Source organism: Candidatus Enterococcus wittei (genome assembly GCF_002140175.1).
GTDB classification, from domain to species: domain Bacteria; phylum Bacillota; class Bacilli; order Lactobacillales; family Enterococcaceae; genus Enterococcus_B; species Enterococcus_B wittei.
Genome location: NZ_NGMO01000001.1, coordinates 431,101 through 456,092 on the forward strand (window position 1 = coordinate 431,101; position 24,992 = coordinate 456,092).

Sequence of the window (24,992 nt, forward strand, 5' to 3'; positions counted from 1 at the left end):
ATGTACTAATGTCTATACAAATATTAGAATTAAATAAGAATATTCAAAATAAAAAGAGAGATAGCCTGCTTTTTATAAAAAAAATCTCATTTAACGAAAAAAGAGGCTGGAACAGAAGTGGTTAACTCCGAGAAATAAGAAGGAATTCACGAAAATTGCTTTTCAAATTTTTGTGAATTCCAGCTTATTATCGAAGTAGTTGCTTCTGATTCCGCCGTTTATACATATTTAGAGCGTGAAACAAGAGTAAAATAATACTTTTGTTCCACGCTCACCTTATACTCACACTGTATATAAATCATAGAAATTAGTAACAAAAAATCTCATTTTTTTATTTCATTAAATAAGGTATATCGCTCATCATGGTCGGGTACCCAAAAATAAACTGATTTAAATCTTTTGCTCTTAACTGCTGATTGATCATTAACATCAAATCGTTAATTAGTTCGTCAGCCGATTCACTCAGAACTGTCGCTCCAACTAAATAGTTTTCTTGATCAAATAGTAACTCTGCTTTAGCCATTGGATCATTCCGCCGATGATACGTAAACCAGTTAGTAAGGTCAATTGATTCCGTCCGATAACTCCCCTCATCCTTTTCCTTAGTTATGCCAACTTTGGCTAGTTTTGGACTAGCATAAACAATCGTTGGTATTAAGGGGTAGGTTATTTTATTTATTGTTGGTTGAAGGATGTGATTCGCCACATATGTTCCTTCAAAAGTGGCAACTGGCGTTAATTTAGGCTGTTTTTTTGCCACTACATCTCCACAGGCATAAATGGCTGGATTACTCGTTTGCATCGTCGAACTAACCCTAATCCCACTTTTTTCTGTTGCTACATTTGCCTTATCAAGGTTTAAGGATGCTATATTGGGCTGTCTTCCCGTTGAGCAGATGATTGCATCGGCTTGGTATTCTCTATCTTCGGTTATTAGCTGAAACTGAGTTCCCTTTGGTTGGATCTTTTTCGTTTCAATATTCCACTCGAACATAATCCCGAATTCTTCCATCTGCTTTACTAACTCCTGAACTAGAGGTTCATTGAACTCTTTTAATGGATGTGTATTATGATGAATAATCGTTACTTGACTTCCAGCAGCATGAGCAATGGTAGCAAGCTCAAACGCAACGTAGCCTCCTCCGATAAAGATGATTTTTTCTGGTAGGTGATCTAATGAAAGAAAATCTGCACTAGTTTTCAGATATTCTTTCCCTTCAATTTGTAATATCGACGGCCGTTGACCAGTTGCAATCACAAACTTCTCCGCTTTAAAAAGCTGGCCGTTCAGTTCAATTTCATTTTCATTCAGGAATTGTGCAGTTCCCGTTTTATAATCAATCCCCGCTTGCGCTAAAGCTTGTTGTCTGTTTTCTGACACTGGATCAGTAAAGGTCCGTTTGAATGCTTGTAATTTTTCCCACTCAATAGATGGTACACTATTGAAACCTTTACCGATGAGCTGGCTTACTTTCCTTTGTGCTTCCACCCCACTCAATAAGATTTTCTTAGGGTCACATCCACGATTAGGACATGTCCCACCCCACAGATCTTCTTCAACGATTAATACGGATTTCCCCGCTTGGCGAAGTGGGTAGGCGGCACTGAGACCAGCCACTCCTGATCCGATAATGATTACATCGTATTCTTTCATATACTTTTACGCTTCCTTTCTACTTAAAAACGCAAAAACATCTCCTCGAGAAATTTTCCCTACAGCCGTTTCTTTATCGACGACAACTACTGCTTCTTCTTTTTTTAATAAAGCATATAGCTCTTTCAAAGAAGTATATAACGAAACACGAACTTGCGCTCCAGCTATATCTTCAGAGAAACAGCCATTCAAAATCAACTCCTCGATTTTTGTTTCTTTATGCTGGACTGATTCATCAAAAAAACTACGGACAAATTCATTTTTCGGGTTTAGCAATAATTGTTCCGGAGTATCACATTGGATTAGTTTGCCTTCTTTCATGACGGCAATTCGGTCACCTAATTTGATGGCTTCTTCCATATTATGCGTGACAAAGACGATAGTTGTCCCTAACTCATCGTGAAGTGAAAGAACTAATTCTTGTAAAGAGGCTCGTGAGAGTGGATCAAGTGCACTGAAAGGCTCATCCATCAAGATCACTTCAGGATTTGCTGCAAGGGCACGGATAATACCAACACGTTGCTGTTCTCCTCCGGAAAGCTCAAGCGGCATGCGATTACGATAGCTTTCCGGATCTAATCCTACTTTTTGCAAGAGTTCATCTGCTACTTTTGAACGTTTTTGTTTGTCCCAACCTAGCATTTCGGGAATAATTTCTATGTTTTGCTTTACTGTCATAGTGGGAAATAAAGCGATTTGTTGCAATACATAACCCATTTGCCATCTCATTTTTTGCAGATTGTAGTTTTTCAATGATTTCCCTTTGAAGTAGACTTCACCCTCGCTTGGACTTGAAAGACCATTGATCATTTTTAGAGAAGTGGTTTTCCCGCTACCCGATGGACCGACTAATACAAAGATCTCCCCTTGTTCAATGGAAAGATCTAACTGCTTGATGGCATATTTATCTCCATAACTTTTCTGGACATGATTAAACTTGATCAATTCTGTCAATGGTTTCACTCCTTAATTAATCCTTCATTTAGCAAGAATTCATGTGCAACTTCTGCTGGTTGTTTCTTTTCTACGTTTACTTGATAATTCATTGTACGCATCTGTTCTTCTGTAATCTTATTGCTCAATTTTTCTAAAGATTTCACAATTTCAGGATGCTCTTTTGCAAATTTTTGTTTCATCAATGGAGCCCCTTGATAAGCAGGAAACAGACCTTGATCATCTTCAAGGGTCACAAGATCATATTGTTTTAACTCACTGTCTGTAGAGTATGCATCTACTAGATTGACATCTCCATTAGTTATTGCCTGATAACGTAAACTAGGCTCCATACTTTGCACGCTAGGGAAATCCAGTTGATATAGTTCTTGGATTCCTTTATAACCATCTGAACGATCAATAAATTCCAAAGTAAATCCTGCTTTGATCTGATTTTCTATTTTGGCTAGATCTGAAATTGTGGTAAGCTGGTTTTCTTTTGCAAAATCATTTTTGAGTGCCAATGCATACGTATTTTGGTAGGCCATTGGTGGTAAAAGGGTCATTTCAAACTGGTCATTCAAGAGACGATTTGCTTCTTTATACGTTTCTTCCTTTGTCAACTTCTGCTTTTTTAATGTATCTGGTACTTTTACTAAACTTTCTAAAACTGTACCTGTAAATTCTGGATAAATATCAATTTGGTCATTTTCTAAAGCGCTAAAAAGAAAACTTGTTTTACCAAAGTTTGGTTTCAACTCTACTTCAACCTCGCTGTTTTCCTCAATCAACTCTTTATACATTTGGATCAATATATCCGGTTCCGCTCCTAATTTCCCAGCGATTGTAACTTTTTCTTGGGTCAATAGCCCTGTCTGATAAAAGGATGTGCCAGCAATCACTGTCAAAAGCAATCCCAATGTGATCACAGCATATCTTGGTTTTAGATGTTGTAAAATGCGGATCAAACTACTGAAAATGATGGCTAGTAAAGCCGAACTGATGGCACCAATCAAAGTCAGCACCGGTGTATTTCGATCGATCCCCAGTAAAATAAACGTACCTAATCCACCAGCACCAATCAATGCGGCCAATGTAGCAGTTCCAATGATCAATACTAAAGCGGTACGTATGCCAGAGATAATCACTGGTAAAGCAATTGGTAATTCTACTTTGATCAACCTTCTGAATCGTGACATACCAAATGCAACAGCGGCTTCTTCAATCGAAGGGTCAATCTCAGTCAACCCAATATACGTACTTTGAAAAATAGGTAATAATGCATAAAGAATTAATGCTATCAAAGCTGGCAATGTACCGATCCCTACAAAAGGAATCAATAAGCCTAATAAAGCTAATGAGGGAATTGTTTGAAGCACGCTAGTCACTTGTAGCAATATCTCTGCCAATCGTTTATGATTGACACTCCATATTGCTAAAGGAATAGCGATCAGCGCTGCCACCAATAAAGCAATTAACGAAATAGATAAATGCTGGAATGTGGCAGCAAATAATTCTTCTTTTCTTTCAATCAGTGTCTGGACAAATGTATTCATAATACCTTCCTTTCCGTTCTTATTTAAGTATAAACATTGGTGTTCAAAACACCAATTAAGTTGCCCTAAAAAAACTGTTCAGAAAACAAGAGTTACTCTCTTAGGATTCACCCATAAGTAACGCCTATCTTCTAAACAGTAATCATACTTTTATGGTATGTGGGATGAAGAGGATGTTTACAAAAAAATTGCTTTTCGAAACCCTCCTGTGAAGTGAAAAAGTTTCCTGTCGGGTTTCGCAAAATAAGGTAGGAAACAAACGCTGAAATGAACTGATAAAGCTAAAGCGTAAAAAAGGACAAAAAAACAGCCAGCAACAGTTAAATCTCGTGGGGGAGATACTTTGTTGACTGGCTTGTTCAAAAATTATTATACTTTATCTTTTATCATTTGCGTTAAAAAAGTAAAAATCGGTTGTTTTAACATCATAACTGTTAAAACAAATATAAAATAACGGTAGTTATATATCGATCTTTATTTTGCCTACCAAATGGTTCTAAAAAATAAGGCCCAGGGAGAGTTATATTCATCCGTTTGTGAATCATCTCGTATTCATCAAACAATCTAAATTTCTTTATCTTCATACTTTCATGCAAAAGGTGTACTTTTAGCGGCCAATATCTTTCATCCTCCTCCATGTGGAGCTTGTCCCATTCCCTTTTTCAAGGAATGAAAAAAATTAGTTTTTCCTATTGAACAACTGGATACATTCAGTATAATAAAGAAGTTGCTGAAAATTTTCAAAAGAAAAGAGGTTAGAAATGAAACAGATAAAATTTTTACTGGATTTATGTGGAATCATTCTAGGTGCTGGTATTTATGGATTGGCGGTAACTGGAATCAATATCCATGCAAAATTAGCAGATGGCGGTGTAACAGGTATTGCTCTTTTATTAAATCATTTATTTAACTTTGCACCATCCATCACTTCACTGATTATTAATTTGCCTTTATTGATTATCTCATTATTTATTTTTGGAAAACATGCATTTATACGAACAATTGTAGGAACATTTTCGTTAGTTTTCTTTTTAAATCTGTGGGAAAATCTTCAAATACATTTTGCTGTTCAAAATCTTCTGCTCAATAGTCTAATGACGGGAATCCTTTCAGGTATTGGTTGTGGTCTCGTTTTCCGCTTTGGTGGAAGCACTGGAGGTACCGATATCATTTACCAAGCGATTGAAAAATATTTCAATATCAATATTGGTAAAAGCTTATTTTTCATTACCTTTGGTATTTTAGTCGTCTCTTTATTATATCTTGACTTTATACATTTCGCATATACTTTACTAAGCTGTTCCATTTTATCCTTCACTTTAAACAAAGTAAAAGAGATGCGATTTATCTCTACAGTGAGAAAATTCACTTCTATGCCATCTGGCAATGAAATGGAACAAATGGAGTCACTGGAACAATTTGAACAATTCTAAGTTTACACTGCTTTCTTTGATTAAGATATACTTCATTCTTAATCAAAGAAAGACGATGCCTGATTCTCTTCAAAGTTGAAAAGAAAAAGACATCGTCTGCTTTTATTTTTGAGCTTGTGATATTTTCTAAAACTAATTATTGTAATTCTAAAGTACTACACTCTCACTAGAAAAAATCGTAAAATAGGTGTCCATTTTGTTTTTCCATCTTATTAGCTTTGATCAAAAGATGATTGTCGCCTTTTCCTGTACAAAGCTAAGTATTGTCCCTACTGACCCCACCGGAAACAACTAGTTTTCCTAAACCTTTTCCACTACCAACTTCCATCATTGCTCTTTCTAAACTGGCAGCAGTGATCCCTTCTGAATAAACTTTAGTAAGATGACTATGAAGTTGCTTTTTCTCAATCAAATCAGCAATGAATCTTAAAATAGCTCCTTGAGATTCCTCGTGAACCCCCGCATCTGTTTTCGTGAACATATACTCCCAATCAAAACTGATCGATCGATTTTTAAACTCACTTAATGGAATTGGTTGTTCTGTATGAACGATCATGCCTATATGTCCTAGCGGTTGAACGATTTCCTTGATTTCCTCCAAATAAGGCGCAACATCGTATAATACAGCAATATAGGCGATTTGTTCCATACGCATCTTTTCGAGTTGTGGCTTAAGGGGTTGATGGTAATCGACAGGAACGTCTACACCGTTTTTCTTCAACCACCAAAAATTTTTGGGACTAGCAGTTGCAGCAACTTTCAATCCGCTCCATGCGGCTAACTGAGTCAAGATAGATCCTACTCCTCCTCCACCATTAATCACTAAGATTTCCTTACCTTTATTCGCATTTTTTTCTGGGATAAGGCAAAACTTCTCAAATAGTAATTCGTAAGCAGTCAGTGAAGTTAGTGGTAAAGCAGCCGCTTCTTCATTGGTTATATTCGTTGGTGCTTTTGCAACAACTCGTGCATCCACCAATTGATATTGTTGGTGACTTCCATCTCGTTGTGTCGTACCAGCATAATAGACACGATCTCCTACTTGGAAATTAGTGACAGTGTGGCCTTTATCTACTACATATCCCACACTATCGAAGCCTAAAACAGTCAATTTCTCACTTTGTTTCGTCTGCCTTATTTTGACATCCACTGGGTTAATAGAAACTGCTGATACTTCAACTAAAAGATCATTTCCTTCGGGTTTAGGAACTGGAACAAGTGTCTCAATTAGATGTTGATGTTTTGTCTCTTTATAAAAACCAATTTTTTTCATAAGTGATGCCATGCCAAAACCTTCTTTCCAAAAAGAGGCTGGGACAGAAGTGGTTAACTCCGAGAAATAAGAAGGAATTCACGAAAATTGCTTTTCACATTTTTGTAGGTTTCAGCTTATTATCGAAGGGGGTGCTTCTGATTCCGCCGTTTATACGTGTTTAGAGCGTGAAACAAGAGTAAATCATACTTTTTGTTCCACGCCCTCTTAATTGTATCTTTAATTTTAAAACAGCCTATCTAAAATAACCATTTTCATTCAAAGTATTTCCTTGATCCTCGATCAATCCTTTTAAAGAACGATCAAGTACGCCACGATTTTTATGATTTACTTCCTTATTTGTTCGTGATTTTTCTTGATTCGCTTCTTCTTGTTTCCCTTGATAAGGGGTATCCCCCGTATCAAACAACAAATACGCATTCTTCTCTTTTTTAAGAGCCGTCAACAACTCTTCTTCAGAAATCTTCTTTTTTTTTGTATCGGGAATAATCGAAGCCGGCACATACTTTGGAACAAAATAGGATCTTTCTCTCCCATTCGTATTCAATAACCCTTGACTACTCTTTGTTTCTCTTTTGTTTGCTGGATTAACACGTTGGCCATTACCAAACAAGGAAGATTGACCTGAACGCTTAGGCTGTTGACTTTTCCCACTTCGATAATCGGGTAACTTTTCCTTATGTTTAGCTAAATTTTCTTGTTGCGCAGAAGAGTGTCTGGCATTTATAGTGGCATTTGACTGGTCCATGTTTTTGGAATAATCATCAAAATGAAATCCTTGGATTTCTTCAAATAAAGCCTGTTCTTTCGTATCATTAAGCAGATCATCCTGTCCATCAAACAAGACTCGTTTATTCTCATTTTTTAATTTTACACCTAAATGATCATCATAGGCGGGAAAACGAAAATGTTTTCGTGTGATTTCTGTCATGTAAATCATCCTTCTCAATATGGGAGTTTCTTCCATAATAGCATAATTCATTGAATTTCAATAGCATAGGGTTTGTCATTTTATTGTTCGATCGTTGTTTCTCGAATAATCAGTTCTGGAAAAAATCGTCGATAGCCTTGACTTTCTCCTTTTTCTGAAATTTTCTTCAGCAACATCTCTCCGCAGACTTCCCCCATTCGAATAATATCTTGTTTTACAGTGGTTAATTTGGGTGAACTGATTTGATCTAAAAATACCCCATCAAACCCTATTACACCATACTGTTTGGGAACTTCTCCCCCTGCATTGAGAATTCCCCGAACGACTCCAAGCGCTAAACGATCTGAACTACAAATAAAGCATGTACGATCAGAAAACTCTTCCCAATGCTCCATCAAATAGGTTTCCGGCATAGTCGAATGATTGGAAAAGCGAAGCATCTTCGGAGGTTGCGCTGCTTCTTCCATCACACTAAGGTAACCTTTTTCTCTCGATAACTCAAAGGGCTCTTCTTCATCAATACCAATATAGACAATTGATTTATAGCCGCACTCTAAAGCATATTGTGAAGCTTTTGCCGTTCCATATTCATTATCACTATCGACATAATCATACCCAAAACGATTCTCACCAAAGAGAACGACCGGTTTTTCTAATCGATCGATCCAATCAAAATCTTTTTCACGTACCCCCGTGATGATATACCCATCACAGGAGCCGACATCGAATGCATCGTTCGTAACAAGTTGTAAAGAATAATGTTCTTTACCAATTCGCTTGGCAATCCCCATTAATAGATTCATATAATAAGGTTCAGTTGTATCGATTTCTTCAAGTATGAAAAGCTTAATGATCTGAGAGCGATTCGATACAAGCGCTTTGGCAGCGATATTTGGTCGGTAATCTAACTCAGCCATGGCAGAAAAGACAAGCTCCTTTAATTCATCCGTTACTTGTTCCGGGTGATTGATCACCCGAGAGACGGTCATTTTAGAAACATTGGCCCGCTTGGCAACATCCGCTAACGTTGTCATAAAAATCCCCTTTCAAAAAACATCCAGAGCTCTTTTTTTTTCATTACTTTCTATTATAACAAATATCTTTTACATAAATGATGAAAGGAAAATCATTTATGTAAAAAAGAACAGTTTTATAAAAGATAATTGTTACTCTATCTTTTATAAAACTGTTCTTATCTATTTAACAGACCTAAATGATTGCTTATTTATTCGTTTGTAACATCTTTCCTAGAAAATCAGCAGCCTCTTCCATCACTGGAACTTCTACCATATGTCTTTGCTCTTCTGACGAACGAAAAACGATCTTTTTTCCGTAAGATTGAGATTGATTGTTTGTCACAAAATCTGCTACCTGATGATAGGGAATCTTTTCATCTTTCTTTCCATGCCAGAAAAAGAGATCTCTCCCAGCTAATTTTTCTGGTTGCAAAGACAGATCGTATTTGTTTACCCATGAAATCAAATCAAAATAATCCTGTGGTAATCGATACTGAAAATCACTTGCTCGCTTTTGGATTTCTTTTCCATATTCAAGCAGTGCAGGTGATCCCATTAAACAAATCCCGCCGATGATCTCGGGATGTTTTGTCAGCAGTCCACAAGTCGTCATACCACCCATGGAAACACCACCTACTGCTATCTTATCTGAAAGTAGTTCTCTCTTTCTAAGATGATCCAATAAAGTATCAAATTCAAAAAGATTACTATAAATACTACTCCAAAAAGTAAAAGATGGAATAGAAGATACTGGTTGTTTTCTTTCTCCATGATTCATTGCATCTGGAATCAAGACACGGATGCCCTGTTTAGCAATTTTTCTTCCTTGGGTCAGTACTAATTCTTTACTGGTCTGCCACCCATGATAATAGATGACGACAGGAATCTTTACATCTCTTAGCTCTCTTAAGACTACTTCTAGAACAGGGATCGTTTTAATTCTTCGCTTCAATATAATCGGATTCACTGACTCACCTGATTTTCATTAAATTTGCTGACCTTACCACCAGTGATAAACCAATGATAAGTTGAAATAAACTAAGTATACCAAATACAACACTAAAAAAAGTCATTGATTTTGCAAAAAACATTAGACCGCAAATACCTGCAATCCCTAATCCCATAGAAAGTAATGGATAAGCGGAAAAATTAAAATAACTAGCCACACTTCCGAAAATATTACCGATAAAGATCATCAAAAATAAAAAAATACTTAATATTACTCCATCGGTAAGAGAGATTGGAAAAAACCAATTATTCGCTTCTATTGGTTGTTGGATTGAATAGTTACCTAAATACATGCTAAAACAAATACTTAAGACATGACTGGTACAAACAACCCGATTAATTGTCTTCATCACGCTCACCTTGCCCTCTTTATAATTCTATTATAATCATTTTATCATTTTTTTACAGAGAAATACGCTCATAATTTAATTATTTTCCATTTTTTATGATAGGATTAAGTTAATATTACTAGATTGGAGAGTTGATACATGTTTGATCCTAAAATGTTGTTGATGATTTTTTTCATCAATTTCGCTTACATCACCCTTAATACTTTGCGTTTTATGCTGACGATGAAAGGTTATCGTTATATTGCTCCATTGGTTAGCATGGTTGAGATTACGATATATATCGTAGGACTGTCACTTGTTTTAGATCGTTTAGATAACCCGATAAACTTATTTGTCTATGCTTTAGGTTATGCCGTCGGGATTAGTGTTGGCATTGCGATTGAGGACAAATTGGCACTAGGATATATCATGGTAACGACCATCTTACCTGCCAATACTTCAGAGGATAAAAATTTACCAATTATTTTAAGACAAAATGGCTTTGGTGTCACACAAACTTCTGCAATGGGTCTTGAAGGGGAGCGATTAGTCCTTGAGGTACTTTCTCCTCGTAAAAACGAACGAGAATTGTATCAATTAATTAAAGAAATTGAAGAACGTGCATTTATTATTTCTTATGAACCCAAATACATCTCTGGTGGATTTTGGACAAAAAAAGTACGTAAACGCAGAAATAATCACTAATCTAGAAGGAACGATCAGACAACTACAACATCAGATCATTGGTATTGTAAAGAGGAGTAACAAGCATATATTTCATCTAAGTTAAGGTGAATAAGAAGAATGACTAAAAAGAAGCTAACCTTTCTAAAAATTAGAAATAAACCAATTTTAGGTGCGTTAACTTCTTTTTTGATCTGTACATACAGGTTTTCTTCAATTATTTTATTTGATTTTATTAAAATCGTTCGACATTCCCTCATCATTTTGTTATGATAAAATATATTATTAATACAATAGGAGCAGTTATGGAAACACATCAAAGAACTACAACCTTTTTACACTGGGGTGCTGTTTTTGCCGCATTAAATGCTTTACTTTTTTTCTTTTACACTTACTTTAAAACGTCAAGTGTCCCATGTAATTCGTTTGGATGGTTATTGTTAGACCATTCAGAACTCAATCAAGGATCTGATAATCCTACCTTACTAATCTTATCCGCCATCTGCGGTTTCATCTTCTCTCTTTGCTTCGGCGCTTTTTTTAAACAGAAAAAAATAACAAGATTTAACGAAGCAATTGGAATTTTTATTGCTTTGAAATCATTGACACTATTAACCGATATCTTGTATTTCTTTGATCAAGACTCACTTTTCTTTTTCATCGTCAACGGTTTAGTTGTCATTTTGACTATCTTTACTTTCTTTATGTTTTCACTGATTTTCAAACAATTAAAAATGCCGGCATTACTACAAATGATTACACTTTTTTGTTTTTGTTATAGTATTTGTTCTTTTTTTATTTTGGCTTTAGCTACATCCATTGATTCTTCCAATATCCAAATCACTAGCAATATTTTAGATTTGCTATTTATAGCCAGTCTTGGTTATATGATGTGGCACCTAAGAAAACCAATTACTATTCACAAACAACAAGATAACATGTGATCAATCACCCTTAAAAAGAGGCGAAGCCATAATCAGAAGAAAACTGATTATAGCCTCGCTTTTTTAGGATATGCAAAAAACGACTCTATCAGTTAAAGTGACGAAACTCAACCAAAAAAGCGTGCTTTTATGTTTAAAAATCTATACCGTGAATCAAACCACTGTACCATTAGATATGGGAAAATATATTCCAGAAACGATTTTTTCTTCTAATCCATGGATTAGTCCTTATCTAATTTTTATCACTTTAAATGAAACTTTAATGATTATCTACTATTAGTCCTTTTGTTCACATCTTTATGAAGATAACTATGAACAACTAGACGAATACGATAAAATGAAACGAAAAAAATTGACCATTTTTAGTTACTTCAAAAATATTTGTTGCTCTCCTCACAAATATTTTGCCTAACAATTGTGAATCATTTTAATATAATTATAGTTGCGAATGTCAAAATACTTCATTACACTCCTAAACGCCTGTTCTTTGACATATACGCGTTCGGAAGGAGCTAGATGATCCAATCTATCAAAGAAGATGTCCGAATGGGCTTGTGCATCCATCACAGGTAATACAAGTTGGTATTCGTTCTCTTTTTTGATGACATTTGTAGATAGTAAGACATCTAAAAAAACATTTCTACGTCTTTCCTTAAACTTATGTTTAAGAATTCGCTCAAGAATCACTTCCACCTGATCAAAAAAATACTCTTCATTCACATCACCGATCAATTGGACAATAGGTGAAAACGCTTCGGGCATCATCGATTGTTTCTTTTGCAAATCAAAATAATTTGGCAAAGAAACTTGCTCGGTATTTCCCAATTGTAGTGTGACAAATTGATAATCTTCATTCCCTGCTGTAACTTTTTTGATGGTCTCAACAGGGAAAGCCGTGGCGTAAAAATAATCTGTTTCTTCTTCAAAGCAATTGGACCAGATTGTCTCTGACAATGCGAGCTTTCGTTCTTCTTGAGTATAATCAGACAGCTCTTGGATCATCTGCTCTTTTAACCGTTCAATGTCTTCTTGACACTCTCCTTCTTCAAAAACGGGAAAAGAGAGATGATAACGGCGATTTTTCCGCATAATCAAACCGGCTTCGATCATCTGATCAAGAAAGTGTTCGAATTTTTTTTGTGGAAACTCTTTTTTTAATTCTCTCAAAATGATTTCTTGTGATCGATTCTTGACCAAATAGTCGATCATTGGTTCAAATAGTGGATGAGCAAGTAATCCTTCATCTAAATATTTTTTTGAATAAAAATAATCCATCCAATACCCCTTTTCATTGTTGCAAGAAAAAAGCGGGAGAACCAGCCAAAGGCTCCTTCTCCCACTTCTTCAGCTAATTTTTTATGCTATGCTTAGTTAAATGCTTCCGTCAATTGAGGAACCACTTGTTTCTTACGAGACACAACTCCTTCTAAGAAGGCACGGTTATTGTCTAATTTTACTTGAAATGCTTTTTCTACTGCTTCTGTTTGTTCGCCCGCAATCAATAATTCAGAATTACTATTTAGAATGTCTGTTACGACTAGTACAAAAAGATCATATCCGTTTTCAGTCATTTCAGCCTGCATCGCTGTTTCTAATTCCTCTTGACGGCCCAATACTTCATTAAGGTCCACTGTATTTACTTGAGCAATTCGTACGTTAGCTCCCCCCATCGGGAAACTTTTAGCATCTAAATCAAGTAATACCGCTGCAGTTTTATCACTTAGATTTGTTCCAGCTTTCAACATTTCTAGTCCATAACCTTCTAAATCTACTCCAGCGATTTCCGCCAATTCTTTTGCGGCAGCTTCATCTTCTGCTGTACAAGTTGGTGATTTGAACAATAATGTATCAGAAATAATCGCTGAAAGCATAATACCTGCAATTGCTTGTGGGATCTCTACTTGGTTTTCTTTGAATATTTTTAATACAATCGTGCTAGTACAACCAACTGGTTCTGCACGATAATAAAGTGGATTTGCTGTTTCAAAATTAGCAATACGGTGATGATCCACTACTGCTAAAATCATTGCTTCAGCAATATCTGCTACACTTTGTTGAAATTCATTATGATCGACAAGCATGACATCTGCTTGTTCTTCTTTGATTGCTGTAATGACACGTGGTGCAGGTAAGCCAAAATGATCCAATGCATATTGTGTTTCTTCATTTGGTGTACCTAATGCAACAGCTTCCGTTGTTTTACCTAATTGGTTTTGTAAATATGAAAAAGCAATAGCTGCTCCGATTGCATCCGTATCGGGATTTTGATGACCAAAAACTAAAATTTTTGACATATAACTCGCTCCTTTGTGTTTTCTCCTATTTAATAATAGCAAAAAAACGGAAAGAAGCAATACTTATCTTCCTCCCGTTTTCGTCTATCGAGTCAAATACCCTTTATAATCTTCCGTATGGAGAAGCTGCTTCGCATTCTCCACTCTTTCTTTCGTTGGTGGGTTGATTCCTTCAAGTGGATAGGCCAAGCCAAGTGTTTCCCACTTGTATTTACCCATTGTATGATAAGGAAGAATCTCTACCTTATCCACATTATCAAGAGTTTTAATGAATGAATCCAAGCGTATCAGATATTCATCATAGTCACTACGCTCAGGAACTAGAACATGTCTGATCCAGACAGGTTTTTTGATTTCAGAAAGATATTGAGCCATCTCTAAAATATTCTCATTGCCCCAACGAGTCAATTTTTTATGTGCTTCATTATCGATATGTTTGATATCAAATAAAAGTAGATCTGTATATTTCATCAACTCTTGAAAACGAGAAAAGAAAGGTTCTTCGCGCGTAAATGGCTTACCACATGTATCCAGAGTTGTGTGAATTCCCCGTGCTTTTGCTTTTTGGAATAATTCAATCAGAAAATCGATCTGTAACAACGGTTCACCACCACTAACTGTAAGTCCCCCTTGAGCTCCCCAATAAGAGCGGAATCGTTCAGCTTGATCTAAAATTTGATCTGCAGTGTACTCTTTTCCTCCACCAATATTCCAAGTATCCGGGTTATGACAAAACTCACAGCGCATACGGCAACCTTGCATAAATACAACAAAGCGGACACCTGGTCCATCAACAGAACCAAAAGTTTCAATGGAATGAACGTAGCCAATTGTTTTTTCTTCCAAAATAATCACTTCTTTTCTTTAATTTCATTACGAATGATCGACTTTCAAAATGAGGATGTACCACGAGATCTTCGCTATGATAACGAAGACCTCTTTTGAGACATCACTTATTCAAATTTAAAGCAAATAGCATTGAATCACAGCTAACATTGAAAATTTAGTTTTCCTATGAGTAAAAAGGAAGACAAAAGCTCTTGAGATGCGGAACTTTTGTCTTACCTCTTCCATTTCACTTGTTGCTTGTCTTACATTCTATCGTGTGATGTACGCATCAACACGTCTAATTGTTGTTCTCTTGTCAAATCACGGAATTTAACCGCATATCCAGAAACACGAATGGTCAAGTTGGGATATTTCATTGGATTTTCCATTGCATCACGTAACAAGTCATTACTGAAGACGTTGACGTTCAAATGGTAAGCCCCTTTAGAGAAGTAGCCATCCAATACATTACGTAAATTGTTGATTCTTGTTTCTTCATCTTTACCAAGCCCAGAAGGATTGATTGTTTGAGTATTTGAAATACCATCACGAGCATGTGCATAATTGAATTTCGCTGTTGAATTCAGACTTGCAAGTAACCCATTTTGTTCTGCGTTGTAACTTGGGTTCGCACCTGGTGCTAATGGTTTTCCAGCTTCACGTCCATCAGGTGTATTCCCTGTGTTTTTACCATAAACAACGTTTGACGTAATCGTCAATAATGAAGTTGTTGGTGTTGAATTGCGGTATGTTTTATGGCGTTTGATTTGTCCCATAAAGTATTCCAATACCCATTCTGCGATCTCATCTGCACGATCATCATCATTACCATATTTAGGGAAATCACCTGTTACTTCAAAATCAACAGTGATTCCTTTTTCATTACGGATTGGTTTTACTTGAGCATATTTGATAGCTGACAGGCTATCTGCCGCATGTGAGATCCCTGCGATCCCTGTAGCAAAAGTACGTTTCAAATCTGTATCCATAACTGCCAGTTGAGCTGCTTCATATGAATATTTATCATGCATGTAATGAATGATATTCAATGTATTCACGTAAAGTTCAGCTAACCAGTCCATCATGTTCATGAAGTTGTGTTTCACTTCTTCAAAATCTAATGTATCACTAGTGATTGGACGATATTCAGGACCTACTTGAGCGCCTGTCATTTCATCAACACCACCATTGATTGCATATAGTAGTGCTTTCGCTAAGTTCGCACGAGCCCCAAAGAATTGCATATCTTTTCCGACAACTGTTCCAGATACACAACAAGCGATCGCACAATCATCTGATCCCCATTGTTCACGAAGCAGATTGTCATTTTCAAATTGGATCGATGAACTTTCGATCGCAATTTTACTTGCATATGTTCTGAACCCTTCTGGTAAGTTTTCTGAATATAGAACAGTCAAGTTAGGTTCTGGTGAAGGACCCATATTTGTCAATGTATGCAATAAACGGAAATCATTCTTAGTTACTAATGAACGTCCATCTAAGCCCATTCCTGCAATAGAAAGTGTCGCCCAGATCGGGAATCCAGAGAACAATTGATTGTATTCAGGTGTACGTGCAAATTTCACCATACGTAGCTTCATCACTAAATGATCGATCAATTCTTGTGCTTCTTTTTCAGTGATTACGCCATTGTCTAAATCACGTTGGATGTAGATGTCTAAGAATGCTGAAATACGTCCAATTGACATTGCCGCACCATTTTGTGATTTAATCGCTGCTAGATAACCAAAGTATAGCCATTGTACCGCTTCTTGCGCATTCGCTGCTGGTTTCGAAATATCGTAGCCATATTTTGCTGCCATTTCTTTCATTTGTGCTAATGCACGATATTGTTCTGAAATTTCTTCACGAAGACGGATCACTTCTTCACTCATTGTGTGGTAACCAGTCATATCATGATCTTTTTTCTTTTGTGCCATCAAGTAGTCGATTCCATACAATGCGATACGACGATAGTCACCAATGATACGTCCACGACCATAAGCATCAGGAAGTCCTGTGATGATTTTGTTTTTACGAGCTGCACGCATTTCAGCTGTATAGGCATCAAATACTCCTTGATTATGTGTTTTGCGCCAGTCTGTGAAAATATGAGTTAATTCTTCATTTGGTGTATATCCATTACTTGTTAATGCATTGTTTGCCATATTGATTCCACCAAACGGCATAAATGCTTGTTTCAAAGGCGTTTCTGTTTGAAGTCCTACGATTTTTTCTAAATCTTTATCTAAATAACCTGCATCATGAGAAGTAATCGTTGAGACAATTTCTGTATCCATATCGTAAACACCATTACGATCGAATTGAATATCATTTAATTTTTGTAGTTTTTCCCACAAATTTTCAGTTGCTTCTGTTGGCTTTTCCAAAAAGCTGTCATCGCCACGATATTCTCGGTAGTTATTTTGGATGAAATCACGTGTATCCACGCCTTCTTTCCATTTTGTTCCTTTAAATCCATTCCATTGTTCCATTGTATGGACCTCCCGTTTCTGTTTTATGTAACAGTTTTTATGTGATAAGTATAACACACGCCCCTCGTAATGCAAGGGTTTTCTTGTTTTTATTTTAACAATTTAGACTAACTTAAAATAATGTTTGTTATCAAACCTTATTTATCAACGTTTATCTATTGTGAATACTTTATTTTTTTCGATTGTTCAACTTTTAATTTTATCTTAACAGATAAAAAATAGGAGAGATCTGTAATAATACAGATCTCTCCTGAAACAATCTAGATGTGTATAAGAGACAGGTATAACACACGCCCCTCGTAATGCAAGGGTTTTCTTGTTTTTATTTTAACAATTTAGACTAACTTAAAATAATGTTTGTTATCAAACCTTATTTATCAACGTTTATCTATTGTGAATACTTTATTTTTTTCGATTGTTCAACTTTTAATTTTATCTTAACAGATAAAAAATAGGAGAGATCTGTAATAATACAGATCTCTCCTGAAACAAAAATACTATAACAGTTATTCGTCTAGTTCCATTTGTGGCGATTCAATAACCATTTGGATTTCTCCGCCTTTTTTTTCATCTAATACGAATGAACCGTTCGTTGTACGGTCCCCAATCGGATAGTCAGTTGGATCGATCGTTAGTTGATCTCCTTTTTGATTCATCAAGGTGATCTCTTTAGTCCGCCCTTCTGACATGTAAATCACTCGATGCGGTTGTTTCTTCAACTCACGTAGAACGGCTACACCTCGGTTTGCTCTTGAGGTTTGACTGATTTCTTGAGCTAACATCCGTTTTACTGCACCACGTTGGGTAACGATTACAATAGGTGTATCTCCTTCAGCAAGAACTAACAGACCATTGACGATCGTATCTTTTTCTTTTAAATTCATTGATTTAACGCCTGCAGCCTTTGAACCGACTACCGGAACATCAGTCAACGGGAAGCGCAGGCCCATTCCTTGATTCGAAACTAGAAAAACATCTAAGTCCGGTTGTTCTTTTTCAAGATAAACCGCTACTAGTTCATCCTCTGCTTTTTTTAGTTTCATCCCACTCAATGGACGACTCTTGTAAGTACGCCAAGGTTCAAATTCAGTCATTCTCGTTTGTTTGATCAAACCGTTTTTACTCATGAATACGAAGGTCTTTTCTGGATCTATTTTTTGATAAGGAAAGACTGCTAAAATCGATTCATCTACTGAAAGGTTCAAGATCGTCTGTGAAATATGCTCACCCGCATCTTTCCATTTCAGATCCGGCAACTCATGAATCGGACGATAGATGACATTGGCCTTATTCGTAATCAATAACAAATGATCCAACGTATTCAATTCACCTGAGTAAAGAAGATAATCACCTTCTCGCATGCCGATTTCTTCCGGCTTAGAAGCACTATATGAGCGTAAGCTCGTTCGCTTCACATAGCCTTCTCTGGTCACACTGACGATGACGTCCTCTTGCGCTACAAGCACTTGAGTATCGATTTTTATTTCTTCGATTTCGTCTTCGATCTTCGTCAATCGAGAAGAGGCATATTTTTTCTTCACTTCACGCAATTCTTTTTTCATCACAGAAAAAAGTTCTTTGTCATTTGAAAGAATCTTGTTCAATTCAGTAATTTGCGCAATTAGTTCATCGGATTCTCGTCTTAGTTCGGTAATATCCGTATTCGTTAAACGATATAATTGCAGCGTAACGATTGCTTCTGCTTGTTCTTCTGTAAATTGGAACATCGCCACCAAATTAAGTTTCGCATCTTTCTTATCTTTACTTTCACGAATCACAGCAATCACTTCATCTAAAATAGATAAAGCTTTGATCAAGCCTTCAACGATGTGTTGTCTTTTCTGTGCTTTGGCCAAATCAAATTGGCTACGTTTCGTGATGACTTGTTTTCGATGTTCAATGTAACTGCTCAAGATATCTTTTAAACCGACTTGATGCGGTGTCATATGATCGATTGCTACCATATTGAAATTATAATTGATTTGTAATTCCGTATTTTTATATAAGTAATTTAAAATCCCTTGCGCATTCGCATCTTTTTTCAACTCAACCACGATCTGTAAACCAGTCCGGTCACTCTCATCTCGTACCTCAGCAATCCCATCCACTTTTTTATTCAAACGGATTTCATCCATTTTTTTGACAAGTGTCGCTTTATTGACTTCATAAGGGATTTCTGTGATAACGATTTGCTGCTTATTGCCTTTGAGCGCTTCAATTGATGTTTTTGAGCGCAAAATGACTTTACCTCGGCCTGTTTCATAGGCTTTTTTGATTTCCGCTTTTCCTTGCAAGATCCCACCAGTTGGAAAATCTGGTCCAGGAATATATTCCATCAACTTATCTAGGCTTGCCTGAGGATGATCAATCATATAGATCGTTCCGTCAATCACTTCCGCTAGATTATGTGTTGGGATCTCTGTTGCATAACCTGCAGAAATTCCTGTCGAACCATTGACTAATAAATTCGGATAGCGTGCAGGTAACACAGTTGGTTCTTTTTCAGTATCATCGAAATTCCAGACTAGATCAACAGTATCTTTTTCAATGTCTGCTAACATTTCACCACTTAATTTTGATAAACGAGCTTCCGTATAACGCATCGCAGCTGGAGGATCTCCATCCATACTCCCGTTATTTCCATGCATCTCGATAAGTACTTCTCGCAATTTCCAATCTTGACTCATACGGACCATCGCTTCATAAATACTGCTGTCACCATGGGGATGATAATTCCCCATGATATTTCCGACTGATTTTGCAGATTTGCGGAAACCTTTGTCGAATGTGTTTCCATCTTTATTCATGGCATATAAAATCCGTCGTTGAACAGGCTTTAAGCCATCACGTATATCAGGCAACGCTCTTTCTTGAATAATATATTTTGAATAACGTCCGAAGCGGTCACCCATTACTTCTTCTAATGTTAACTCTTGTACTTCTTGCCGTTCTTCCATGAGGTGACCTCCTATTCTCCATCAACTATTTGTTCATTTTCTTTTGTTGCTAAAAGTTCTTCATCAAACAACTCATTAGAAACAGAAGATGTCATATCCGTTTCTTCTTTTTTATCCAAAATACTTCCGTCTTCTTCCAAGCTAAATTGAACATGGTTCTCGATCCATTTACGACGAGGTTCGACTTTATCCCCCATCAATGTCGTTACACGACGCTCTGCTTGAGCAGCATCATCAATTCGAACACGAATCAACGTACGAGAACTTGGATCCATGGTTGTCTCCCATAATTGCTCCGCATTCATCTCACCTAACCCTTTATATCGTTGCAACATATATCCTTTGCCGATTTTTTGGATCGTAGCGGCTAGTTCATCATCTGTCCAAGCATACTCCACCACTTGCTTTTTCCCTTGTCCTTTCGAGACTTTATATAATGGCGGTAAAGCAATATAGATTTTTCCTGCTTCGATCAAAGGTTTCATATAACGATAAAAGAAAGTCAATAACAAGACTTGGATATGCGCACCATCTGTATCCGCATCGGTCATGATGATGATCTTATCATAATTGCAGTCCTCAATTGAAAATTCCGGACCAACACCTGCACCAATCGTATAGATCATTGTGTTGATTTCTTCATTTTTCAAAATATCTTGCATTTTCGCTTTTTCTGTATTGATGACTTTTCCTCGAAGGGGTAAGATCGCTTGGAATTTCCGATCTCTTCCTTGTTTGGCCGAACCACCAGCAGAGTCACCTTCCACAAGATAAAGTTCATTTTTCTTAGGGTTTCTTGATTGAGCTGGAGTTAGTTTCCCTGACAACAAGGATTCTCCTTTTTTCCGTTTCTTGCCATTACGGCTCTCTTCACGCGCTTTACGTGCTGCTTCGCGCGCTTCTCGGGCCTTGATTGCTTTACGGACAAGCGTTTGGCTCATCTCACTATTTTCTTGCAAGAAGAAGCCCATTTGTTCGCTTATGACACTATCTACCACACTACGTGCAATCGGTGTTCCTAGTTTTTCTTTTGTCTGACCTTCAAATTGAAGCAAATGCTCAGGTACACGGATCGACAACACGGTCGCTAGTCCTTCCCGGAAGTCACTACCTTCTAAGTTTTTATCCCGTTCCTTCAACAAGCCCACTTTGCGGGCATATTCATTGTAAGCTTTGGTCATCGCCGTCTTCATCCCGACTTCATGCGTTCCGCCATCTTTAGTCCGAACGTTATTAACAAAGGATAAGACATTTTCTGAATAACCGTCATTGTATTGATAAGCTACTTCTACTTCAATTCCTTCTTTTTCACCCGAAAAGTAAACCACAGGTGTCAAAGTATCTTTTTCTTCATTCAAGTATTCAACAAATTCTTTGATCCCTTCTTCATAATGGAACTCTTCCATAACCGCTTCTTTGCCTCTTAGATCCGTCAATGTGATCTTGACGCCTTTCAAAAGGAAAGCGGACTCTCTCAATCGTTCAGACAAAGTATCATAAGAAAACTTTATGGTTGAGAAAATTTGATCATCTGGTAAAAAGTGTACGGATGTACCATTTGGTCTTTTTGTTTTACCAATTTTTTTCAACGTACCGTCTGGTTTTCCACCTTGTTTGAATTTTTGCTGATATTCGATACCATCACGTACGATTGTAACAGTCAACCATTTGGATAAAGCATTTACTACACTAGCGCCAACACCATGAAGTCCACCAGAAGTTTTATACCCTCCCTGTCCAAACTTACCACCTGCGTGAAGAACAGTAAAAATGACTTCAACTGTAGGAATACCAGAAGCATGCATGCCAACTGGCATGCCCCGACCGCTATCGGCTACTGTCACGCTATTATCTTCGTGAATCGTTACATCTATTTTATTTCCATAGCCTGACAAGGCTTCATCTACTGCATTATCAACGATCTCATAGACTAAGTGATGTAAGCCTCGGCTATCTGTTGATCCAATGTACATCCCTGGTCGTTTTCTAACTGCCTCTAATCCTTCAAGAACCTGGATAGATGCATCATTATATTCGTTCTTTACTTTTTTTGCCAAGGCAAACGCTCCTTCAATAATACTTTGCGGCTAAAGCCACACCACGCTAATCATACTAGAAAAGTTCACGAAAAAAAAGAGGTTAGGCAAGAATAAAACAAATTACCTCCTAACCACATTTTTCACAGTTGCTTTTCTTTCAAATGATTGGATTTTCATTTCAACTAAAAAATAAGAGTTCTCTGTTCTTACATTACTCAGCTTCTGCCATTTTGGCTAATTCGATTTTGACACAGCGATCCATGACAATATCCTCGCGTCCAGCAGCACGAAGCTGTTGGGCCGCCTCATCATTTTGGATGCCTAATTGCGCCCAAAATACTTTGGCATCTGTCTCCAAGAAGTCAGCCACTACTTCTGGCAAAAATTCACTACGACGGAAAATATCCACGATATCGATTGGACCATCAATATCTGTCAATTTAGCTACTACTTTTTCACCAAGTATTTCTTCCCCGACTAATAGTGGATTTACTGGAATGATTTGATACCCGTTTTCTTGTAGCAGTTGGGCGATCTGGTAGCTTGTCCGATCTGTTTTATTGCTTAAACCGACAACAGCGATTCTGTTTGCTTCTTTTAAATACTGAAAAATTTTTTCCTGTGACGGATTTTTAAAAGTCATAATTACAACTCCTCTCTGATACTTGCAAGTTTTTCGATTGTTCTGCTCCTCTATTCATGCTAAAATAAACAATAGTTTTCAACTTGAAAGAGGTTAAAAAATGAAAGTAATCTTATTGTTTATTGTAGCATATCTTTTAGGTTCCATTCCATCCGGAGTTTGGATTGGTAAGCTATTCTTTAAAAAAGATATCCGAGAATATGGAAGCGGTAATACCGGAACTACAAACACTTTCCGAGTATTGGGTAAAACAGCGGGAACGATCGTCTTGTTCATGGATATTCTTAAAGGAACATTAGCCACTTGCCTTCCTATTATTTTCCATATCACGACTGTCAATCCTCTTTGGTTTGGTGTTGGTGCCATCATCGGACATACCTTCCCGATTTTTGCAAAATTCAAAGGAGGAAAAGCTGTCGCTACTAGTGCCGGTATGCTTTTAGGATTCAATCCTTTATTCTTTATTTATTCTTGCCTTATTTTTATTATCAGTTTATTTTTCACAAGTATGGTAAGCTTGTCTAGTATGATCAGCGCGGTCTTGATTACTTTATCAACCGTCATTTTATCGTATGTTGCTCCTGCTATCCTGCCAAAACCTAATTGGTTATTAACCATTATTGCATTTGGTGTTTCCGCCTTTATTTTTTATCGGCATAAAGACAATATCCAACGAATCAAAAATAAAACGGAAAGTCGTGTTCCTTTTGGTTTAAATAGTAGTAAAAAGAAAAAATAAGGATAAAAAAGCCCAATAGTTCCATAAATCAAGATTGCACCCGTATATCAAGTCTGTGAAGAAAAGGATTTGCGCTTTTGGGGGTACCAACTACTTTGGTAGAGCAGTTATTGTCGATTGTCGAAGTCCTTCTTCAATAATACAAGAACAATCGCACACTATATGAAGTAAATAACGCCTTCTAAACTTTTGCCAGAAGTTTAGAAGGCATTTTTCATTTCAAGAATGGTGTTTCAACCAACTATCGGCTAGATTAAAATAAGACAAGCCTGCTGATTATATGAATCAGTAAGTGAGCTGCACATATTACTTAACTGTGATCGAATATTTTGTTTTGAAGATTTCATAGGCTCCCAATTGGTTGATCCCTGCTTTTTCAATTAGATGACCATTACTATTGACTGTATCGGCAATTCCAAACCATGGTTCGATACAAATAAATGGCGCTTCTTTTGGATAAGGAGACCAGATACCAACATAAGGAATATCCTTATAACTTAAAGTCACACTGTGGCTTGATTGTTCACTTCGGATCGAATAGGCATTCAATCCTTTTGTTTCAAATACTAAAGCATCCTGCTCAAATAAATCTCTCATCAAAGCTAAATTAGTGTTAGTTTGACCTAAAGTTTTTTGTTCCATATCAATGAATGGACCATTTAAAGGTAAACGTAATCTTGATTTCCTAGGTGAAAAGGCTAAATAGAAATCTTCAAAAGATAGCCCTTCTTCTAAAGGTACGTTAAATGCTGGATGGCCACCTATGGAGAAAAACATCTCTTCATCTCCAGTATTCTCGACTTGATAGTGCACCGTAATGCCATCTCCACCAAGTTCATAAGAAATTACCAATTCAAAATCAAAGGGATAGTTTTTTTTCGTTTCTGGGGTACTTCGTAACATAAAGCTAGCTAACTCCTGACCATGCTCAATCACTTCAAAATCCATATCACGTGCGAAGCCATGTTGCCCCATCGAATACATTTTTCCCTGATACATATATTGATCATTTTTTAGTCTGCCTACAAATGGAAACAACACAGGGGCATGTCTTCCCCAGTAGTTGGGGTCGCCTTGCCAAATATATTCAAGATCATGCTCTTTGGACTTCAAACTGATCAATTCTGCCCCATGTTCAGCAATTTCAGCAATCAGCTGATCATTTTGAATAATAACAGTCATCGTCATTCCTCCACCTATACATACTCTCTTCCCGGTAACTAAATAATCCTGAAG

The 24,992-nt window shown here is 36.8% G+C and carries 20 protein-coding genes; 4 read left to right on the forward strand and 16 right to left on the reverse strand.

The window, feature by feature from the left end; translation table 11 throughout:
• Positions 1-331: 331 nt before the first annotated feature.
• From A5844_RS01590 to A5844_RS01600, 3 genes are read right to left on the reverse strand one after another with little or no spacing between them, the layout of a single operon-like run.
• The gene (locus A5844_RS01590; RefSeq protein ID WP_086283310.1) at positions 332-1,654 is read right to left on the reverse strand and encodes a dihydrolipoyl dehydrogenase family protein; all 1,323 of its coding nucleotides are present in this window, start codon (positions 1,652-1,654) and stop codon (positions 332-334) included.
• A 6-nt stretch (positions 1,655-1,660) separates the two neighbouring features.
• Complete coding sequence (locus A5844_RS01595; protein WP_086283311.1) at positions 1,661-2,608, reverse strand: ABC transporter ATP-binding protein; 948 nt, start codon at positions 2,606-2,608, stop codon at positions 1,661-1,663.
• A 5-nt stretch (positions 2,609-2,613) separates the two neighbouring features.
• A complete protein-coding gene (locus A5844_RS01600) occupies positions 2,614-4,143 on the reverse strand; it encodes an ABC transporter permease/substrate-binding protein (protein ID WP_086283312.1) in 1,530 nt (509 codons plus the stop codon).
• Between the two features lie 761 nt (positions 4,144-4,904).
• Between A5844_RS01600 and A5844_RS01610 the strand changes: the two genes are divergently transcribed.
• Positions 4,905-5,576 (forward strand): YitT family protein, encoded by a 672-nt coding sequence (locus A5844_RS01610; RefSeq protein WP_086283314.1) that lies wholly within the window; start codon positions 4,905-4,907, stop codon positions 5,574-5,576.
• A gap of 256 nt (positions 5,577-5,832) precedes the next feature.
• On the opposite strand, the gene A5844_RS01615 is transcribed toward A5844_RS01610, so the two are convergent.
• The 5 genes from A5844_RS01615 to A5844_RS01635 all read right to left on the reverse strand — a co-directional run bounded on the left by A5844_RS01615 (position 5,833) and on the right by A5844_RS01635 (position 10,154).
• On the reverse strand, positions 5,833-6,861 hold the full coding sequence (locus A5844_RS01615; protein WP_086283315.1) for a zinc-binding alcohol dehydrogenase family protein: 1,029 nt from the start codon (positions 6,859-6,861) through the stop codon (positions 5,833-5,835).
• 223 nt (positions 6,862-7,084) lie between these two features.
• Positions 7,085-7,780, reverse strand: coding sequence for a hypothetical protein (locus A5844_RS01620; RefSeq protein ID WP_086283316.1), 696 nt, complete (start codon positions 7,778-7,780; stop codon positions 7,085-7,087).
• Positions 7,781-7,860: 80 nt separating this feature from the next.
• Positions 7,861-8,814, reverse strand: a complete 954-nt coding sequence (locus A5844_RS01625) for a LacI family DNA-binding transcriptional regulator (protein ID WP_086283318.1) — start codon at positions 8,812-8,814, stop codon at positions 7,861-7,863.
• A gap of 187 nt (positions 8,815-9,001) precedes the next feature.
• Complete coding sequence (locus A5844_RS01630) at positions 9,002-9,763, reverse strand: alpha/beta fold hydrolase (protein WP_086283320.1); 762 nt, start codon at positions 9,761-9,763, stop codon at positions 9,002-9,004.
• Positions 9,764-9,767: 4 nt separating this feature from the next.
• Positions 9,768-10,154: a hypothetical protein gene (locus tag A5844_RS01635; protein WP_086283322.1), complete on the reverse strand. Its 387-nt coding sequence runs from the start codon at positions 10,152-10,154 to the stop codon at positions 9,768-9,770.
• Between the two features lie 138 nt (positions 10,155-10,292).
• On the opposite strand from A5844_RS01635, the gene A5844_RS01640 reads away from it, so the two are divergent.
• Together A5844_RS01640 and A5844_RS01645 are read left to right on the forward strand one after the other, a co-directional pair.
• Complete coding sequence (locus A5844_RS01640; protein WP_086283324.1) at positions 10,293-10,838, forward strand: DUF2179 domain-containing protein; 546 nt, start codon at positions 10,293-10,295, stop codon at positions 10,836-10,838.
• Between the two features lie 284 nt (positions 10,839-11,122).
• A complete protein-coding gene (locus tag A5844_RS01645) occupies positions 11,123-11,761 on the forward strand; it encodes a hypothetical protein (protein WP_086283326.1) in 639 nt (212 codons plus the stop codon).
• A 408-nt stretch (positions 11,762-12,169) separates the two neighbouring features.
• Here A5844_RS01645 and A5844_RS01655 read toward each other — a convergent pair whose 3' ends face one another.
• From A5844_RS01655 to A5844_RS01685, 7 genes are all read right to left on the reverse strand, one after another.
• Complete coding sequence (locus tag A5844_RS01655) at positions 12,170-13,036, reverse strand: DUF1803 domain-containing protein (protein ID WP_086283330.1); 867 nt, start codon at positions 13,034-13,036, stop codon at positions 12,170-12,172.
• 92 nt (positions 13,037-13,128) lie between these two features.
• Entirely contained in the window at positions 13,129-14,055 is a 927-nt protein-coding gene (locus A5844_RS01660; protein WP_086283332.1) for a manganese-dependent inorganic pyrophosphatase, read from the reverse strand.
• An 84-nt stretch (positions 14,056-14,139) separates the two neighbouring features.
• Positions 14,140-14,901: a pyruvate formate-lyase-activating protein gene (gene pflA, locus A5844_RS01665; RefSeq protein WP_086283334.1), complete on the reverse strand. Its 762-nt coding sequence runs from the start codon at positions 14,899-14,901 to the stop codon at positions 14,140-14,142.
• 245 nt (positions 14,902-15,146) lie between these two features.
• Positions 15,147-17,378: a formate C-acetyltransferase gene (pflB, locus tag A5844_RS01670; protein WP_086283336.1), complete on the reverse strand. Its 2,232-nt coding sequence runs from the start codon at positions 17,376-17,378 to the stop codon at positions 15,147-15,149.
• 506 nt (positions 17,379-17,884) lie between these two features.
• A complete protein-coding gene (parC, locus tag A5844_RS01675; protein ID WP_086283338.1) occupies positions 17,885-20,335 on the reverse strand; it encodes a DNA topoisomerase IV subunit A in 2,451 nt (816 codons plus the stop codon).
• Between the two features lie 11 nt (positions 20,336-20,346).
• A complete protein-coding gene (gene parE, locus A5844_RS01680; RefSeq protein WP_086283340.1) occupies positions 20,347-22,392 on the reverse strand; it encodes a DNA topoisomerase IV subunit B in 2,046 nt (681 codons plus the stop codon).
• A gap of 193 nt (positions 22,393-22,585) precedes the next feature.
• Entirely contained in the window at positions 22,586-23,017 is a 432-nt protein-coding gene (locus tag A5844_RS01685; RefSeq protein WP_086283342.1) for a CoA-binding protein, read from the reverse strand.
• A 100-nt stretch (positions 23,018-23,117) separates the two neighbouring features.
• Between A5844_RS01685 and plsY the strand changes: the two genes are divergently transcribed.
• Entirely contained in the window at positions 23,118-23,756 is a 639-nt protein-coding gene (gene plsY, locus A5844_RS01690) for a glycerol-3-phosphate 1-O-acyltransferase PlsY (protein ID WP_086283344.1), read from the forward strand.
• A 306-nt stretch (positions 23,757-24,062) separates the two neighbouring features.
• Here the strand turns inward: plsY and A5844_RS01695 are convergent, their stop codons facing one another.
• On the reverse strand, positions 24,063-24,938 hold the full coding sequence (locus tag A5844_RS01695; RefSeq protein ID WP_086283346.1) for an aldose 1-epimerase family protein: 876 nt from the start codon (positions 24,936-24,938) through the stop codon (positions 24,063-24,065).
• Between the last annotated feature and the right edge of the window lie 54 nt (positions 24,939-24,992).

Bases quoted from the DNA above. Each gene is read 5' to 3' on its own strand.
- A5844_RS01655 (WP_086283330.1), bottom strand. From the start codon at position 13,036: ATGGATTATTTTTATTCAAAAAAATATTTAGATGAAGGATTACTTGCT.
- A5844_RS01620 (WP_086283316.1), bottom strand. From the start codon at position 7,780: ATGACAGAAATCACACGAAAACATTTTCGTTTTCCCGCCTATGATGAT.
- A5844_RS01635 (WP_086283322.1), bottom strand. From the start codon at position 10,154: ATGAAGACAATTAATCGGGTTGTTTGTACCAGTCATGTCTTAAGTATT.
- pflB (WP_086283336.1), bottom strand. From the start codon at position 17,378: ATGGAACAATGGAATGGATTTAAAGGAACAAAATGGAAAGAAGGCGTG.
- A5844_RS01600 (WP_086283312.1), bottom strand. From the start codon at position 4,143: ATGAATACATTTGTCCAGACACTGATTGAAAGAAAAGAAGAATTATTT.
- A5844_RS01660 (WP_086283332.1), bottom strand. From the start codon at position 14,055: ATGTCAAAAATTTTAGTTTTTGGTCATCAAAATCCCGATACGGATGCA.
- A5844_RS01610 (WP_086283314.1), top strand. From the start codon at position 4,905: ATGAAACAGATAAAATTTTTACTGGATTTATGTGGAATCATTCTAGGT.
- A5844_RS01645 (WP_086283326.1), top strand. From the start codon at position 11,123: ATGGAAACACATCAAAGAACTACAACCTTTTTACACTGGGGTGCTGTT.
- A5844_RS01695 (WP_086283346.1), bottom strand. From the start codon at position 24,938: ATGACTGTTATTATTCAAAATGATCAGCTGATTGCTGAAATTGCTGAA.
- A5844_RS01615 (WP_086283315.1), bottom strand. From the start codon at position 6,861: ATGGCATCACTTATGAAAAAAATTGGTTTTTATAAAGAGACAAAACAT.
- A5844_RS01685 (WP_086283342.1), bottom strand. From the start codon at position 23,017: ATGACTTTTAAAAATCCGTCACAGGAAAAAATTTTTCAGTATTTAAAA.
- A5844_RS01625 (WP_086283318.1), bottom strand. From the start codon at position 8,814: ATGACAACGTTAGCGGATGTTGCCAAGCGGGCCAATGTTTCTAAAATG.
- parC (WP_086283338.1), bottom strand. From the start codon at position 20,335: ATGGAAGAACGGCAAGAAGTACAAGAGTTAACATTAGAAGAAGTAATG.
- A5844_RS01590 (WP_086283310.1), bottom strand. From the start codon at position 1,654: ATGAAAGAATACGATGTAATCATTATCGGATCAGGAGTGGCTGGTCTC.
- plsY (WP_086283344.1), top strand. From the start codon at position 23,118: ATGAAAGTAATCTTATTGTTTATTGTAGCATATCTTTTAGGTTCCATT.
- A5844_RS01640 (WP_086283324.1), top strand. From the start codon at position 10,293: ATGTTTGATCCTAAAATGTTGTTGATGATTTTTTTCATCAATTTCGCT.